The organism is Erythrobacter sp. WG (genome assembly GCF_026586795.1).
Taxonomy (GTDB): Bacteria; Pseudomonadota; Alphaproteobacteria; order Sphingomonadales; family Sphingomonadaceae; genus Erythrobacter.
On record NZ_JAPFGY010000006.1, the window covers coordinates 28,616 to 44,098 of the forward strand.

Here is a 15,483-nt window from a genome sequence, read left to right on the forward strand (position 1 = left end):
ATGATCCCGCGGATCGAGGCGGGCGAGACGCTGGCCGCGATCAATCGCGCGGCGCTCACCAACAACCTGACCTTCGAGAACGAGCTCGATAGGCAGGCCGCGATCGCGCGTCTCGAGCGCAAGGCGCGCGGCGAGCGCGAGCCTGCACCGGCGCGCGCCGATCCGCAGGACCTCGCCGGCATGGGCATCGGCGTGAGCGAAGAGGCCGCGCCGGAGATCGCCGATCGCGCGGCGTGGCTGGGCGGGGTGGGCCATGGCTGAGAAGCTCGGCGAGGCGCTGCTCGACCTGCGCACCAATGACGCGGGCTTCACCCAGGGCGTGACCCGCGCCGAGGGTCAGGCGAACCGTCTGGGGCAGACGCTCGACAAGACCAAGGGCAGCTCGGCCCAGCTCGCGACCGAGATGACCCGCACCGGCCAGAGCGCCCAACAGATGAGTGCCGGCTTCGAGCACGCCGGGCAGCGCGTCGTGCAGTCGGCAAACCAGCAGCGCGCCGGCATGCAGCAGCTGAGCTTCCAGCTCAACGACATGGCGACGATGTTCGCTCTGGGCGCGCGGCCGATGCAGATCTTCGCCTCGCAGTCCGGGCAGGTGATCCAGTCGGTCCAGATGATGATGGGCGGGACGAGCCGCTTGGCCGCTTTCCTCGGCGGCCCGTGGGGGATCGCGATCACCTCGGCGGTGGTGGTGCTGACCCCGTTCATCGGCAAGCTGTTCGAGGCCGAGGACGCGCTGGAGGGCGTCGAGTTCGCGAGCAGCAAGCTGAGCGACGCGCAGGACATCCTCGGCTCGGTGCTCGAAAAGACCACCGGCAAGATCGACGCCCAGTCGCAGGCGCTCCTGGCGCTCGCCCGGGCGCAGGCGGCGGCCGGCCGGATCGGCGCCATGCAGCGCCGCGCCGAGGCCGAGGGTACGATGAACGACATCCGCCGCGGCGAGCTGACCCTTCAGGGCGGTTTCGGCGGCGGCATCAGGATGGTGCGCCAGGGCGACGGGACCGAGGACGTGGTCACCGGTTTTCAGAAGGGCGACATCGGCGCGAGCTTCGCCATCGGCTCGCTCGAGAGCCGACTGAAGGCCGGAAGGATCAGCCAGGAAGCCTATTTCCGCGCCACCCAGGCGATCACCAACTTCACCGTCGAGGACGCCAACGTGAAGGTCTTCGAGGAGACCCAGGCGGCGCTCAACGGCGATGCCGCTGCCGGGCGCAGGATCCTCGGCCCTCAGCGCACCCGGAGCAACCGGGGGAGCCGGGGACCGCGCGAGCGCACCGAGGCGCAGAAAGCCGAGGACTTCGACAACCAGACCTTCAACCTCGAGCGCCAGGCGCTGCAGGCCAAGCTCTCGCTCGCCACCGACGCCGAGGAGCGCGCTGCAATCCAGGTGCAGCTTCTCGACCTCGAGCGCGAGCAGCGGATCGCTGAGATCGAGGCCAGCGATCTCGGCCGGAAGCGGAAGGACGCTCTCATCGCGCAGGTCGAGGCGCTGCTCGGCATTGCCCCGAAGCTCGACGAGCAGGGCAACCTCATCGTCTCGGCTAATATCGGCCTCGAGGGGCAGGTCATCGCCCGCGAGCGGATGGCGCAGATCGAGCGCGAGGCGCAGCTGCTCGCCGACGAGCAGTACAACGCCCAGCGTGATGCCCTGCAGCTGCAACTCCAGCTCGCCGACACCGAGAAGGAAAGGAAGGCGATCGCGCTGCAGATCCTCGAAGCGGAGGACGCCGCGCTGAAGGCGAAGCTCGAGGCCGTGATCGCCTCGCAGGTCGCCACCGCCGCCGAGAAGCAGCGCGCCCAGATCGCGCTCGATGCTTTGGGCGCCACCGCCGGAACCCGGCGTGCAGCCGTCGGCCGGCAGAACGAGACCGAGGTCGAGCGCTACATGCGCGGGCTCAATGCCACGCCGGGCATGATCAACGAGGCGCTCGACGGCATCAAGATCGACGGGCTGGAGGCGCTCAACGACGGGCTGACCGATGCGATCATGGGTGCCGAGAACCTCGGCCAGGCCTTCAAGCGCGTGGCCGACCAGATCATCGCTGACCTGCTCCGCATCGCGATCCAGCAGGCGGTGATCAGGCCGCTGGCCAATGCACTGTTCGGTTCCGAAGGCGGCGGTGGCGGCGGAGGATTGTTCGGCAGGATCCTGGGCGGCCTCGGCGGCGCAGCAGCTGGCAGCTTTGGCTCTTCGGGCGGCGGGGTCGGACAGAACGCTTTCAAGGGCGGTAAGTTCGCCGGCGCTTTTGCGCGCGGCGGCACCATCCCGACCGGCAAGTTCGGCATCGTCGGCGAGGAGGGGCCGGAGCTGGCCTATGCCGGCCCGGACGGCTTGGGCATCTTGTCGAATTCCAAGACCCGCGCGCTGCTGGGCTCTGGCGGGGGTGCAGGCACGACGGTGCCCATCACCATCGCCGTCGATGCGACCGGCGCCGACGCGGCGGCGATCGCCCGGCTCAACGCGCGGCTCGACCGCCTCCAGTCCGAGCTGCCCGGCCAGATCGTCACCACCGTGCGCGAGGCGAAGGACCGGAGGGTGCTGCCATGATCCTGCTTCAGCCCGATACGCCGAGCGGGATCGCACGGGTGCGATTCGACATCGAGCGGGTGGACTTCGGTGCGCCGGAAGCGAGCGGCCGGCAAGGTGGTGTGCAGTCGGGCTGGCCGCTGTGGTCGGCGCGCTACGAGCTCGATCGCAGCGATCCCGACAGCGCCGACCTGTGGCAGGCCTTCTTCGACCGGCTGCGCGGGCGCATCCGGCGGTTCTACGCCGTGGATCCCAAGCGGCGGTTGCCGAAGCTCTACCGCTTCGGCTTCGCCGGAATGGTGCGGGCCGGGACCAGCACGCCCTTCGACGGGACCGCCACCAGCTGGCTGCAGCTGACCGACAGCGCAGGCGATGCGCGCATCACGCTCAATGGCCTTCCCGCTGGCCTCCAGATCAGCACCGGCGACATGATCGGTTTCCGCTGGGACGCGGCCGACGCGGCGGCCGGCAACATGATGCGGCGGACCATGGCCCGCGCGGTGCTGCCGGCGACGGCAAACGGAGCGGGGCAGGCGCTGGTGACCGTCGAGCCGCCGCTCAACACCAGCCTCGTGCCGGCGGGTGCGATCGCGCATCTCGATAATCCTGCCGTGGTGATGCAGCTCGTGCCGGAAGATAGCCAGCTCGGCCCGATCGGCGTTGCCGGCATCCTCTCCGGCGGGACCATCACGGCCATCCAGGACCTGCGGCCATGAAGACGCTGCCGCCCTCGGCCCTCGCCGCCCTGCAAGCCGGCACCGCCATCGTCACCGGTGCGGTGGAGATTGCCTGCGATCCGATCGTGCGCGTGTGGGGCGGGTGGGCGCCGATCACCTTCGACGGACGCACCTTCGAGCCGATCGGCGACCGCGGCCTCGTTCAGGTGGCGGGCGGCGCGCTGGGCGATGCGGCACAGAACATCACCCTGACGCTGTCAGGCATCGAGCCGGCGACGCTCGAGCTGCTCGAGGCGGAGGACCTGTCCGGCGCGCCCGCGGTGCTGTGGCGCCTGATCTTCGACCAGACCGGCAATACCCTGCTGGGCTTCAACGTCTGGGCACGGGGGCGGCTCGACACGCTCAGCACCGAGGAGGAGGTCGGCGGGACGGCCGCGATTGTCGCGCAGCTGGAGACCGCCGCCAAGGGCCTCGGCCGGAGTGGCGGGCGCATGCGGTCCGATGCCGACCAGCGCCTCATCAACCCGTCTGACGGCTTCTTCAAGAACGTCTCATATGCTGGTGAGAAGACGCTGTACTGGGGCGGGCGGCGTCCGGCGCGTGCCGGCTCCTCGCTCCCCGGCGTGGGCGGCGGTTTCGGCGGCGGGATCGACGGCAGCTTCCCGAACGAGGTGGCCCGGTGAGCCGCAACCGCACCGCTCTCATCGAGGCGATCGAGGCGCGCAGGCTCAGCCGGTTCCGCTGGCGGCGCGGGCGCGACTGCGTGAGCTTTGCCGCGGCCTGCGTGAAGGCACAGACCGGCAGCGATCCGCTGGCAGGGCTCGGTAGCTGGGCGAACCTGCGCGAGGCGAGGGAGCGGGTGAGTGCTGAAGGCGGGCTCGAGGCTGCGCTCGACGCGCGCTTCGACCGCGTGCCGCCGGCGCTGGCGCAGCGCGGCGACATCGCCGGCGTGCCCGATCCGCTGTTCGGGATCCGCCTAATGGTGATCGAGGGCGAGATGCTGGTCGGCCCGGCGACGCGCGGCCTTGAGCGTCTGCCCCGCAGCGAGATGACGATCGCCTGGTCGATCGATGCCCGGGGGTCTGCCGATGAGTAAGGTCCTCAGGCCGATCCTCCAGATCGCGGCGATCGCGGTCAATTTCATCCCGGGACTGGGACAGCTTGCCAGCTTCGCGATCACGGCGGCGCTGACCATCGGGGCGGCGCTTCTGCCGGTCGGTGGCAGCGCAGGCCGCCGCAGCGCCGCGGCGGCGGGGCTGCAGCTCGGCGAGCAGCCCCGGCAGGCGATCTTCGGACGCTCGGCAACTGCCGGCAGCCTCGTCGATGCGTTCAATTATGGCGGCAAGTACGGCACCGACTGGGAGGTGCTCGTGATCGCGCTTGCCGATCACCGCTGCGACGCGCTCGAAGGCTTCTTCGTCGACGACACCTATGTCGCCTACACTGGCGACGGCGATGTGCCCGGGTTCAACAGCCAGCTGCGGGTGTTCTGGCGCAACGGCGCCTGGGGGCAGGAGGTGCCGTGGATCCTCACCGATCACGGCCCGGGCTGGACCGCGGACGATCGGGGCTGGGGGATTGCCTATGCGGTGGTCGCCTACAAGGCCGACGACGAGAAGGCGAAGAACCCGATCTGGACCAGCGGCCGTCCGCGCTTCCGCTTCGTCGTGCGCGGCCTGCGTTGCTACGATCCCCGGAAGGACAGCACCGTGGGTGGCAGCGGCCCGCACCGCTGGACCAACGCGGAGACGTGGGAGTGGAGCGAGAACCCGATCGTCATCCGCTACAACTGGGTGCGCGGGATCTATGCCGGTGACCAGGTCAACGATCCGGGAATGCTGATCATCGGGCGCGGGCTCAGCGCGATCGAAGCGCCGCCGCAGAACGTCTTCGCCCGCGCCAATCTGTGCGACGAGCTGGTCGACGGGCAGAAGCGCTACACCATCGGCGGGCTCGTCGCCGCCAGCGAACCCTATATCGACGTCGAGAGCGATTTCGCGGCTGCGGTCGGCGGGGTGATCAGCCAGCCAGAAGGTGCGGTGGAGATCGATCCCGGTCAGGCGCGCGCCCCCGTTGCGCATTTCACCGATGCGGACATCATCGTCGGCAGCAAGGTGACGTGGAACCGAGCCATCCTCGGTCAGCAGGACAATGGCTGGGTCAACACCGTGGTTGCGCGCTTCACGGATCCCGCGCAGCGCTGGAACGTGCGCAGCGCGCCGGTGCGGCGCGAGACCGCCGACGTGATCGCCGACCGCGGCCCACGCGAACAGCAGCCCACGCTCGACTTCGTCACCAACCAGCCCCAGGCGCAGCGCATCGCCGAGATCATCCGGCGTCTGGGCCGTCTCTGGGGCCGGGCGACGGTGACCCTGCCGCCGCGCTTCGCCTCCATCGAGGAAGGCGACTGGGTCACCTGGCAGAGCGACCGGCGCTTCGGCGGGGCCACGCGCACCTTCCGCGTCGAGGCATGGGGATCGGACCGCGCCTGGCACCACCAGCTGAGCCTGCGCCAGATCTCGGCGAGCGTGTTCAGCGACACCGATCCGCTTGATGACGGCGTGATCGCAAGCAACCAGGCACCGCCGCCGGTGGTCGCTACGCCGGGCATTGCCGCTTGGACACTGGATGCGACGCAGATCGCCGCAGGGGGTGTCCGCGTCCCTGCCTTGCTTGTGACCGGACAGTCTGATGATCCGGCGGCCGAGAGCATCGTGGTCGAGTACGTGCAACAGAGCGATGAGCCGGGCGTCAACGCCCAATGGAGCTTCGCCGCTAACGCTCGCCCCGACCTGGAGCGCATCGAAATCCCTGTGCCCGGTGGCGGATCTTACTGGGTAGCGATCTCTTATGTCGTGCAGGGCGTCCTGGGTGATCGCCGCGTCCTCGGCCCAGCAGCGCTGCCCGATTTCGCTTACCCGGACGGCGTCTCCTTCGCGGACCTTAGGCCGGCCGAGGCCGGATCGACCCGCACCCAGACGGCGAATGCGAACCGCGTCCCGTTCTCGCGGATGGAGGGCAACCGGGGCTGGGCGTTGCTCTTCAATCCTGCCGGCCTGACGGCGCCCGTGGACTACGGTGAGTTCCAGGGCCTGCGGTTCTTCCGTGCTACGGCAACCGCCACCGCGCCCGGCCAGCAGGTCAGCATCGGCAACGGCCCGCTTCCCACACCGGCCTTCAAGCTCAATCCCGGTGAGCGTCTCTCGGTCCAGGCGCGTGTCGAGAACGCGGGGCCAGCTGCAGGCCCATGGACCCTCGCGATCTGGGGCTTCCAGGCTGACGGTGTGACGCAGACGCAGATCGGCACGATCAGCGGTGAACCGCGAAGCATCGGCGCCGGCGTGGTCTCTTTCTTTGTCGATGTGCCGTCGTGGGCTGTCGCAGGCAGGCTCGAGTTCTACGGCTTCAGCAGCGGCGCGGGGACCATGCAGGTCGCGTTCTCCGAGCCGATGGTCACGTCGGCGCTGCCGGGACAGACCCTCCATCCGCCCTTCACCCCGGGGCCCAACGCCTTCGACGCGGCCGATGTGACCGCCCAGAACACCGCTGCGGCGATCGCCAACCAGTCGCCCTGGGCGACCTGGCCGGGGCTCACGCCCGCGGTGCTCGAGGCTTCGCTCGCGCAGGCGCGGGCCGATGCGGAAGCGTCGCTGGCCGACCTGACCGCTATCGCCAGCGACGGCGTGGTCACGCGCGGCGAGAAGATCAGCGTGCGCGAGCGGCGCACCAACATCCAGAGCGAGTTCCCGATCTGGCGCGACCGGGCGATCGACTTCGGCGTCGATGTCGGGATCCGCACCAATTACCAGGCCGCCTACGACGCGCTGATGACCTACCTCGCGGCGATCAACATCGACGCGAACAGCAACAGCACCGTCGTGCGCGCCGATTTCGTCGCGGGCTTCAACAATTACGCGGTCTGGCGCACTCGCGTGATCGAGGCGATCTCGCAGATCGCCGCGCAGCGGGCGCAATGGGCCGGCGTGACCGGGGCTGGCAGGCCCGAGGACAACGCCGACGTGACGGCGGGCAAGGTTGCCGCCGGCATTGCCAACCAGTCGCCCTGGGCGACGTGGCCGGGGCTCACGCCCACGATCCTCGAGCAGAACCTCGCCAATGCGCAGGCCGATGCGGCGCAGTCGAAGATCGACCTCGAGAACATCGCCAACGACGGCAGGCTCACGCGCGGCGAGAAGATCAGCGTGCGCGAGCGGCGCTCCAACATTCAGGCAGAGTTCCCGATCTGGCGCGACCGGGCGATCGACTTCGGCGTCGATGCCGGCATCAGGACCAACTATCAGGCCGCTTACGACGCGCTCATCGGGTATCTCAGCGCCGTCGGCCTCGACGCCAACAACACCTCCAACATCGTGCGCGCCGATTTCGTGGCGGGCTTCGTCAACTATGCGACGTGGCGGGAGCGGGTGATCGAGGCGATCTCCCAGATCGCGTCGCAGCGCGCGGTCTGGGCGGGCGTGACCGGCGCCGGGAAGCCGGAGAACAACGCTGACGTGACAGCGGGGAAGGTCGCGGCGGGCATAGTCAACCAAGGCACGCTCGCGACCCGCAACAACGTCGCTTGGGCGGCAGAGATCTCGGGACGCCCACCGGTTGTCACCGACCTCACGAACTACCTTGGCGTTGACCGCATCAGCCCCTGGTACGTGATCGGCCCGGACAGCAACAGCCTTCTGGGTGGCCGTTGGCCGGAGGAGGCCAACTCCAACCGCACCGAGACGCGGGTAGCCTCTGCCGTGGCGGGTCAAGGTCCGTGGGCCACGACCAACGTGCCCGTCAGCAAGCTGGCGATGGTGCGCCCCAACATGTTTCCCTACCCGTTCGCTCCCTCCGATGGCCGTAGCCCCGCACAGATTGGCTGGGCCAACGCGGTGGGCGGAGGCGGCAGTCTTGCGGCTTTTCGTTCGCAGTACCTCGACGGCGACGCCTACGTTTTTGCGAGGTCCAATGGCGGTGCGGCAGACACGGTCTTCCCGCTCTACGACATTCCATTCGTCGAGAACATGCTCACCTCGGTGGGTCTGACCGGCTACGGCGGTCCCGGCACGACCTTCTCGCCTTACGTCGAGTGCTTGAACCAAGCCCGCAACACGGCCTTGTCCTGGCACCCACTCAGCTACAACGGCACGAACGACCGCTGGGAGGCGAACGGTTTCACCACGCCTCCGGGCACCGCATGGCTGCGCCTCGTGTGCCGGGCTACCTTCTCGGCGTCGGGTGCCTATCAGGACGCGGTCTGGTGGGCGATCAAGGTTGAGCGCGGGGCGCAAGCAACGCCGTTCTCAGAGACTGCCTTCGGCAGGACCTTCGGCAATCAGGTCGAATACAACAACGGACAGGTCATGAACGACCTCCGTCCCGGAGAGTTCGGCGCGAATGTCACCGAGAACCGCGTAGCTTCGGCCATTGCCAACCAGGGGGCGCTAGCGACCAAGAGTAACGTCGCTTGGTCTTCGGAAATCTGGGGCAGGCCCGCAGTCGTCACGGACCTCACTACCGTCGCGGGCGTCGAGCGCATCAATCCCTGGTACGTTGCTAGCCCCGACAGCACCAGCTTGCTGGGCAACCGCTGGCCTGATGAAGGGGGAGCCAACCGCACGCAGAACCACGCGGCAGCGGCGATCGTCAACCAAGGCGACCTCGCCACCCGCAACGCCGCGACCCTGCCGTTCAGTCAGGGTAACTTGGTCGTCAACAGCGACTTCATGAACGGCCTCTTGGGCTGGGATGCTGCGTGGGACGGCACGCAAGGCGGCACGGTCAACCGGGGCCTCAACCTGCCCGGATGGCATGGGCAGATGAATGTCGCTTATGCTGAGAGGCCGGGAACCGCTCCCATCGGGAGCGTGTTCGACGCCTTCGTTATCGGGACCGACCTCAAGAGGTTCGCCATTCCCGTACTGCCGGGTGAACGCGTCTTCTTCAGCTGCCTGCTCGGAGCCCACCGGTGCAGCGCCTACGCGCAGATCGGGTTTTACGACGGCTCAGGCAACTACATCGTAGAAGCGAGCGGCAACACGATCGCCGAGAACCTTGGTGCCAACAACGGCAACCCAGCCACCATGACACGGTCGGCGGGCTTCGCCACGGCACCTGCCAACGCCCGCTATGTCAGGTTGTGGGCAAGAGGCATCATCAGCTGGGATTGGGCCTACATCTTCTTTGCCCAACCGTTCGTCACCAAGGTGCCTGCCTCGCAGACGGAGTGGTTGCCGTACAGCTCCGGCCCGTCCGACCGGGCAGCCGACCGCACGGTCGATCAGCCAGTGGTGAGCCTGCTCAACCCGAGTACCGGGCGTGCGGCGAGCCGCCGTCTGAACTCGCAGATCATGGCGAGCGGCATCCTGCAAACGCTCGACACCAACCCGCTCACGGCCACGACCGATTTCACCAACACATCGACCATCACCATCAACGCGCACACGGTCTTCGATGACCAGGGAACGACCAGTTTCTCGGCCGCCAGCATCGGCGGGCTGACGGGCTCGACGATCTACTACGTCTATGAGTTCAACCCCGATTTCGTCGGCGGGGCTCGATCCTACGTCGCCACCACCAACCGCAACGACCTGACCGGCTTCGGTCGCCGGTTCGTGGGTTGGGTCAGGACGCCGGACGTCTCGGCTCCGCCAGCCACCGGCGGCGGCGTCGGCGGGGGAGGCTGGGGCACGGGCGGCTGGGGCACGGGCGGCGGCGGCGGTGATGTCCCCCCGAACGTGCTGCCCTGAGGAGACGACATGAAGCGGATCGACGATCATCCCGGCCTTGCCCGCAGCGACACATGGCACGAGATCGCCTACGAGACGGGCGAGCCGGACTGGCCGCTGGCCCGGGTGCGCATCACGCCCGTGGTCAGCGATACCGAGGACCGTCTCCACCAGCCCAACGCCCCGGCGGTGCCTGCGCGCGTGGAGGTGCGGATCTCTGCCAGCCTGATCGATACCGAGGGCGCGGTGGAGCGGATTGCCGGCCGGCTGCTGCTCGGCCCCGAGACCAGCCACGCCTGGCAGTTCCACGCCGACACGCCCTTTGACCCTGCCGCATGGCTGGATGCCTGCGCGGCGCGCGTCATCTCCGACATCATCCGGCAGGCGCGCGGCATCTCCGCCGCGGCCGATGCCGGCTTGCTGCTCAACTGAAAGGACCCGACCGATGCTTACCTTCTCAGGCCTCGACGCCAACCGCGCCGTGCTCACCTTCTTCGGCGCGCACGCCGCGGCCCTTCCCGATCATACCCGCGAAAAGCTGAGCGAGGCGCTAGCCGGCGCCGACTGGCTGGGCGGCATCATCACCGCGCTGGAAGCGCTCTATGCCGCCCGGGCTGATCTGCCGGCCGAGGGTGTCGAGCTGCTCGACGGGCTGGCGCGGTTCGTGAGCGCGAACAACTTCTACGGCAAGGCGCACCGCGCAGCGCAGATCTCCGGCGTCGCCAGGCGCATCGCACGCGGCGGCAACGCGGAGGCGGCCGGCGACCCCAAGGTCGAGCCGGGGTTCGAGGCGCCGGCGGTCGCATCCGAGCAGCCGGCCGAGGGCGACCAGTGAGGTTCCACCCCCGTATCACCGACCAGATCGCCCACTTCGCGGTGGCGCTCGGCCTGCTGAGCCTGTTCGCCCAGCTCGGCGCGCTGGGCGGCGCGCTGGCGGGGCTCGGCATCGGGCTGGTGCGCGAGCTGAGCGAGGCGGGTGGCTCGCGCATCGCGCTGGCCGAGATCCCGCCGCACTTTGCAAAGCGCGACCCATGGATCGACCTCGCCTTCTGGACCCTCGGCGGGCTCACCGCAGCCGCCGCTAAACCGATCTGAGGAGAAGCTCTATGCCCCGTCGCAAGTCTGTCGCCGCCCCCGCTCCCACCAGCACGGCCGAGGCCGCACTGATGGCTGCCGAATACGTCCAGATCGAGCGTGAGAAGGCGCTGGAGCGGCTCGCCGCGGCCGCCGAGATCGACCGGATCGCCGGCCAGCGCGACCAGCGCCTGGCCGAGCTGGAGGCAGAGGCCAAGCCGCTCTTCGCCGGGCTGAAGGCATGGTGGGAGGCGAACGGCAAGGAGGAGCTCGCCAAGGGCCGCCGCTCGGCCGAGCTTGCGGGTGCGAAGATCGGCATCCGGCTCACGCCGCCGGCGGTCAAGCTGAAGCGCGGGGTGAAGATTGGCGACGTGGTCGCCTTCCTTCAGGGGCTGCGCTGGCACCGGGCGAAGGACTTCCTGCGCACGAAGGTCGACCTCGACAGGCAGGCGGTGATCAAGGCCGTCTTCGCCGATGCCGACGCCGAGGCTGGCGCGACCTTCGCGCGGGTGCTGAGCGTCGAGCAGACCGACGAGTTCTTCATCGACACCGGCCTCGACGAGGATGAGCTGAAGAAGGAGATCGCCGCCTCCTGAAACGGGGGTGGCTGGGCTGGTCGCAACAGCCCGAGCCGCGAGAAGGCAGTCTCGCACCTGGGGCCGTCATGACCGGCCCGTCGGCTCCCCCGGCCGCAAGCGGCGGAGCCTGCCTTAAGGTGCAAGTGATGAAAGAAGGATTGATTGCCGTGCGCCCTGTCCAGCCGGTTGCTCCGTGGCTGGGCGGCAAGCGCGCCCTCGCACGCCGCATAGCCGAGCGCATCGCGGCCACGCCCCACACCCGCTATGTCGAACCCTTCGTCGGCATGGGCGGGGTGTTCTTCCGCCGTCCGGCGCGGCCCAAGCTCGAGGTGATCAACGACGTGAATCGTGACGTCGTGAACCTCTTCCGGATCCTCCAGCGGCACTACCAGCAGCTGCTCGACGTGCTGAGGTTCCAGCTCTACAGCCGGGCCGATTTCGAGCGGCTCCGCGCGACCCCGGCCGACCAGCTCACCGACCTCGAGCGGGCGGCGCGCTTCCTCTACCTCCAGAAGACCGGCTTCGGCGGGATGGGGCGCACCTTCGGCATCGACTACGCCCGGCCGCGCTGGAGCCTCAGCAAGCTGGAGCCGATGCTGGAGGCGGTGCACGAGCGGCTCGAGGACGTGCTCATCGAGTGCCTCGACTTCGGCGCCTGCATCGAGCGCTATGACAGCCGGCCGGGGACGCTGTTCTACTGCGATCCGCCCTACTGGGGGCACACTGATGACTATGGGAAGGACATCTTCTCACCAGCCGATTTCGAGCGTCTGAGAGACCTCTTAGGCAAGCTTCAGGGACGCTTTATCCTGAGCCTCAACGACCGCCCTGAGGTGCGCGAGCTGTTCGCCGGGTTCGAGATGGAGGAGGTTTCCCTCAATTATCGCGCCAGCGGCGCCGTGACTCCGGCGAGGGAGCTGATAATCTCGGGGCCATAGATCGACGTTGCCTTCCGTGGGGGGGCGATCACTCGAGGGGCGCTATGCAGGACCGGATTGATTTGCTCGAAGGCGGTTTCGAGATCGTCGCAAAGATCACGGGCACGCAGAAGGAGCACACTTGCTACATCTGCTCGCCGAACTCACCGAAGTTCGCCAAGGGGTGGCGGGTTCGCTTGTTGACGACAGGAACCGAGGTGCTCGTCGGCCACGACTGTGGTCGGCGTCATCTCGGTGTCGACTATCATTTGAAGGTGAGGATTTTCGAGGCGCGGGAGGAGGCAGAGCGCTTGGCGGCTCTTCGGCTGGCCTACTTGGAGCTGCGTTCCTCGATTAAGGACGCTGCGAACAAGACTCTGGTGGATCAAGGCCTTCAGGCAATTACCGATATCAAGGAGGCGCTGAATGAGCTCGATAGCAAGGCGCGTGCGGCTCTAGATAGAGCGGCGAATGGTGGCGTCTCGGGCATTTCGAACCTTGAAGCATTCTCTCATGGCAGCCCGAAGGTCCATGCTCGACAGATCCTGCGGCTGCTCGGAGAGTTGCAGGCTGCAGATCAGCCAGCGCAGATCAAGCGGATCACACAGGAGCTGAAGAAGGAGACCGATGATCATAACCGCATGGTCGCTGCTTACGGTTCGGGTGTACTTGGCCTCACTGATCAGAACGTCGCAAGGCTCGATGACGCTATGCCGATGGTCCAGCTCACTCTCGAAGGGGAAGCCATCGTGATGCAGCGGCGAACGGACGGCTTAAAGAGGAAGCTGCCGCTGCCATCAGCGCTACAGCTTATCCCGATCCCCACGCCTTGAGAGTGCTCTAATCGCTCTTGTCAAAGACTCCAGAAGCTCGCGCCCCGCTACAGAGGCGGCGGGCTGCGCGATTGCGGCGCAGGAGTAGGATAACCTTGACCTGATCCCCATTTGTTCTACACTCGTTCCAACACTGCTGGAGTCGAGTCGATGCTGAACTCCCCTGCCACTGGCACCGCTTTTCCCGATGATCTTGCCTATGGCTGCGCCGATGACGGCGCCGGCCTGCCTGCGCGGGTCGCGATCTTCGGGGAGGACGAAGGGCAGCGCCGCCAGGTCGCGGGGGATCTCGGCGGGGCGGGGTTCCGGTGCATCGACGGCGGCCCGGTGCGCGCCCTGCTCGAAGGGCCGATCGCGCTCCTGGGCGATGTGGTGGTGGTCGATTGTCCGGTCACCGGCTCGCGCGGGATCGACGCGATGATGCTGGCGGGCCTCGCCCGGCTCGATATGCGCGTGGCGCGTTCGGGGGCCAAGCTGATCGTCGGCACCAACCTTGCAGGCCTCGACGATGTATTCGCGGTGCTCGATCAGTCGGCGCCGCAGATCCTCGTCAGCCCCAGCCGGGCCGAACGCGTGATCGCGGTCGGCCGGGTGATGGGGGAGGCGGGGGCGGCGCGCCTCAGGGAAATGGGCGAAGAGGACCGCCTCGCCCTGCTGCGCCTCTCGCAACAGGTCGAGGCGATCGCCCATTCGCTCGATCGGCTCGGCCATGGCGGGGCCCCGGCGGAAGAGCGCAGCGCCTTCGGCGAGTTCCGGCGCGACTATCGCCCGGCCGAGACGGCGCTCGCAGGGAGCTTCGGCCAGGCGCCGGCTTCGCGTGCCGTGCCGCTGCCCGATCCGCAGGTGGTGCGTCAGATCATCGCCAATCGCCAGGCGCGGAACCGCTTCTTCGATCCGGCGCTGTTCGGCGATCCGGCGTGGGATATGCTGCTCGATCTCACCGCCGCGCACGGGGAAGGCGGGCGTGTGTCGGTCTCCTCGCTGTGCATCGCTGCCGGTGTCCCGGCGACCACGGCGCTGCGCTGGATTACCCAGATGGTCGAAAGCGGCATCTTCGTGCGCGTGCCCGACCCCGCCGACCGCCGCCGCGCCTTCATTGCCTTGAGCGACAAGGCGCTCGCCGCGATGTCGGGCTATTTCGCGAGCCTGCGGCTGCCGGTGTTGCAGGCGGCCTGATTGGGCGGGGCCATCGCTCCCCTCTCCTTGGAGGAGGGGTCGGGGGTGGGGGCTCCCCGCCAGCGGCCACGCGGGCCAACTCCCTAGACCTCGGTCTCACCCGGTCGCCAGCGCAGGATCACGGTGAGGCCGTCGCCAGGCTCCCCGTGACCGGCCCCAGACCCCGCCTTGCCCGCGCTTGGCCCGGGCTTGACCCCCGCCAGACCGCCTCCAGACCCCTCCTTGCCCCCCTGTTTCACGTGAAACATCCGGCGCTCGGCATCGGCGCGGGCTCGGGCGAGGATCGCCGGGGGGACCTCCCCGTCAAGCCACAGCACATCCGCCTCGCCGAGCCAGCGGGCCTGCCGCAAGGTCAGCTCCTCGGGATCGGCGCTGGTCAGCACCACCTCCTGCACTTGGCCCTTCAGCGCGCCTCCCGCCCCCTCGGCCCAGGCGGCAACTCGCTGAAAAGCCTGCGGATCGAGCGGATCGAGCGGGCCTCCCTCGCGCAGCGCCGCGTCCACCGCCCGCCGCCGCGCGGTGCTCTCGGGCAGACGCCGCCGCAGGACGGGCCGCGCGGTCTCGAGCGCCCGGGCGAGCGCGCCGAGCGTTCCGGGCAGCACCCGCTCGAGCCGCAGCCGCACGTGCTTGGCGAGCCCCGCCGAGGCCCCCCCGGTCCCGATCGCGATCAGCAGCGGGTCACGATCGAGGATGGAAGGCATTGTAAAATCGCACAATTCTGGGCGGTCGACGACGTTGACGAGCATCCCCGCACAGCGCGCATTGATCGCTGCCGCCTCGCACGCAAGGGGATCCTCGAAGGCGATGAAGGCGATCCGCACCCCCTCGTCCACGGCCCGGGCGAAATCCTCGACGATCACGCCCCCGGCCCGCTCGACCAGCCGCCGCTTGGGCTCGGCCGCCGGGCCGTCACCCAGCACAAGCACCTGTTTTCCCGCGATTGTGTGGAACAGCGGCAGGCTGGCAATGCCGCTCACAG

General features: G+C 68.5%; 14 protein-coding genes. 13 read left to right on the plus strand and 1 reads right to left on the minus strand.

Annotated features, from left to right (window positions below; translation table 11 throughout):
- The 13 genes from OPU67_RS04640 (at position 1) to OPU67_RS04700 (ending at position 14,504) form a co-directional block, all read left to right on the plus strand.
- Positions 1–261, plus strand: coding sequence for a hypothetical protein (locus OPU67_RS04640; RefSeq protein ID WP_267617919.1), 261 nt, complete (start codon positions 1–3; stop codon positions 259–261).
- On the plus strand, positions 254–2,545 hold the full coding sequence (locus tag OPU67_RS04645; RefSeq protein ID WP_267617920.1) for a phage tail length tape measure family protein: 2,292 nt from the start codon (positions 254–256) through the stop codon (positions 2,543–2,545). Before OPU67_RS04640 ends, OPU67_RS04645 begins: the two co-directional genes overlap by 8 nt.
- Positions 2,542–3,240, plus strand: a complete 699-nt coding sequence (locus OPU67_RS04650) for a hypothetical protein (RefSeq protein ID WP_267617921.1) — start codon at positions 2,542–2,544, stop codon at positions 3,238–3,240. Before OPU67_RS04645 ends, OPU67_RS04650 begins: the two co-directional genes overlap by 4 nt.
- Positions 3,237–3,884, plus strand: a complete 648-nt coding sequence (locus OPU67_RS04655) for a hypothetical protein (protein ID WP_267617923.1) — start codon at positions 3,237–3,239, stop codon at positions 3,882–3,884. Before OPU67_RS04650 ends, OPU67_RS04655 begins: the two co-directional genes overlap by 4 nt.
- Positions 3,881–4,297 carry a DUF6950 family protein gene (locus tag OPU67_RS04660; protein WP_267617924.1) on the plus strand — a complete coding sequence of 139 codons (417 nt, stop codon included), beginning with the start codon at positions 3,881–3,883 and terminating at the stop codon, positions 4,295–4,297. The genes OPU67_RS04655 and OPU67_RS04660 overlap by 4 nt, the downstream gene beginning before the upstream one ends.
- Complete coding sequence (locus OPU67_RS04665; RefSeq protein WP_267617925.1) at positions 4,290–9,947, plus strand: phage tail protein; 5,658 nt, start codon at positions 4,290–4,292, stop codon at positions 9,945–9,947. The genes OPU67_RS04660 and OPU67_RS04665 overlap by 8 nt, the downstream gene beginning before the upstream one ends.
- Positions 9,948–9,956: 9 nt before the next feature.
- Positions 9,957–10,358 (plus strand): hypothetical protein, encoded by a 402-nt coding sequence (locus OPU67_RS04670; protein WP_267617927.1) that lies wholly within the window; start codon positions 9,957–9,959, stop codon positions 10,356–10,358.
- Positions 10,359–10,371: 13 nt separating this feature from the next.
- Positions 10,372–10,761 (plus strand): hypothetical protein, encoded by a 390-nt coding sequence (locus OPU67_RS04675; protein WP_267617928.1) that lies wholly within the window; start codon positions 10,372–10,374, stop codon positions 10,759–10,761.
- A complete protein-coding gene (locus OPU67_RS04680; RefSeq protein WP_267617929.1) occupies positions 10,758–11,021 on the plus strand; it encodes a hypothetical protein in 264 nt (87 codons plus the stop codon). Before OPU67_RS04675 ends, OPU67_RS04680 begins: the two co-directional genes overlap by 4 nt.
- A gap of 11 nt (positions 11,022–11,032) precedes the next feature.
- The gene (locus OPU67_RS04685) at positions 11,033–11,596 is read left to right on the plus strand and encodes a host-nuclease inhibitor Gam family protein (protein ID WP_267617931.1); all 564 of its coding nucleotides are present in this window, start codon (positions 11,033–11,035) and stop codon (positions 11,594–11,596) included.
- Positions 11,597–11,724: 128 nt separating this feature from the next.
- Positions 11,725–12,516, plus strand: a complete 792-nt coding sequence (locus OPU67_RS04690) for a DNA adenine methylase (protein ID WP_267617932.1) — start codon at positions 11,725–11,727, stop codon at positions 12,514–12,516.
- A 44-nt stretch (positions 12,517–12,560) separates the two neighbouring features.
- Positions 12,561–13,328 carry a hypothetical protein gene (locus OPU67_RS04695; RefSeq protein WP_267617933.1) on the plus strand — a complete coding sequence of 256 codons (768 nt, stop codon included), beginning with the start codon at positions 12,561–12,563 and terminating at the stop codon, positions 13,326–13,328.
- Between the two features lie 150 nt (positions 13,329–13,478).
- On the plus strand, positions 13,479–14,504 hold the full coding sequence (locus OPU67_RS04700; protein WP_267617935.1) for a winged helix DNA-binding protein: 1,026 nt from the start codon (positions 13,479–13,481) through the stop codon (positions 14,502–14,504).
- An 83-nt stretch (positions 14,505–14,587) separates the two neighbouring features.
- On the opposite strand, the gene OPU67_RS04705 is transcribed toward OPU67_RS04700, so the two are convergent.
- Entirely contained in the window at positions 14,588–15,481 is an 894-nt protein-coding gene (locus OPU67_RS04705; RefSeq protein WP_267617936.1) for a precorrin-2 dehydrogenase/sirohydrochlorin ferrochelatase family protein, read from the minus strand.
- Positions 15,482–15,483 lie beyond the last annotated feature (2 nt).

What these genes read in the sequence shown, in the direction of transcription:
- OPU67_RS04640 (WP_267617919.1), top strand. Translation starts at nt 1, where the DNA reads ATGATCCCGCGGATCGAGGCGGGCGAGACGCTGGCCGCGATCAATCGC.
- OPU67_RS04645 (WP_267617920.1), top strand. Translation starts at nt 254, where the DNA reads ATGGCTGAGAAGCTCGGCGAGGCGCTGCTCGACCTGCGCACCAATGAC.
- OPU67_RS04650 (WP_267617921.1), top strand. Translation starts at nt 2,542, where the DNA reads ATGATCCTGCTTCAGCCCGATACGCCGAGCGGGATCGCACGGGTGCGA.
- OPU67_RS04655 (WP_267617923.1), top strand. Translation starts at nt 3,237, where the DNA reads ATGAAGACGCTGCCGCCCTCGGCCCTCGCCGCCCTGCAAGCCGGCACC.
- OPU67_RS04665 (WP_267617925.1), top strand. Translation starts at nt 4,290, where the DNA reads ATGAGTAAGGTCCTCAGGCCGATCCTCCAGATCGCGGCGATCGCGGTC.
- OPU67_RS04670 (WP_267617927.1), top strand. Translation starts at nt 9,957, where the DNA reads ATGAAGCGGATCGACGATCATCCCGGCCTTGCCCGCAGCGACACATGG.
- OPU67_RS04675 (WP_267617928.1), top strand. Translation starts at nt 10,372, where the DNA reads ATGCTTACCTTCTCAGGCCTCGACGCCAACCGCGCCGTGCTCACCTTC.
- OPU67_RS04685 (WP_267617931.1), top strand. Translation starts at nt 11,033, where the DNA reads ATGCCCCGTCGCAAGTCTGTCGCCGCCCCCGCTCCCACCAGCACGGCC.
- OPU67_RS04690 (WP_267617932.1), top strand. Translation starts at nt 11,725, where the DNA reads ATGAAAGAAGGATTGATTGCCGTGCGCCCTGTCCAGCCGGTTGCTCCG.
- OPU67_RS04695 (WP_267617933.1), top strand. Translation starts at nt 12,561, where the DNA reads ATGCAGGACCGGATTGATTTGCTCGAAGGCGGTTTCGAGATCGTCGCA.
- OPU67_RS04700 (WP_267617935.1), top strand. Translation starts at nt 13,479, where the DNA reads ATGCTGAACTCCCCTGCCACTGGCACCGCTTTTCCCGATGATCTTGCC.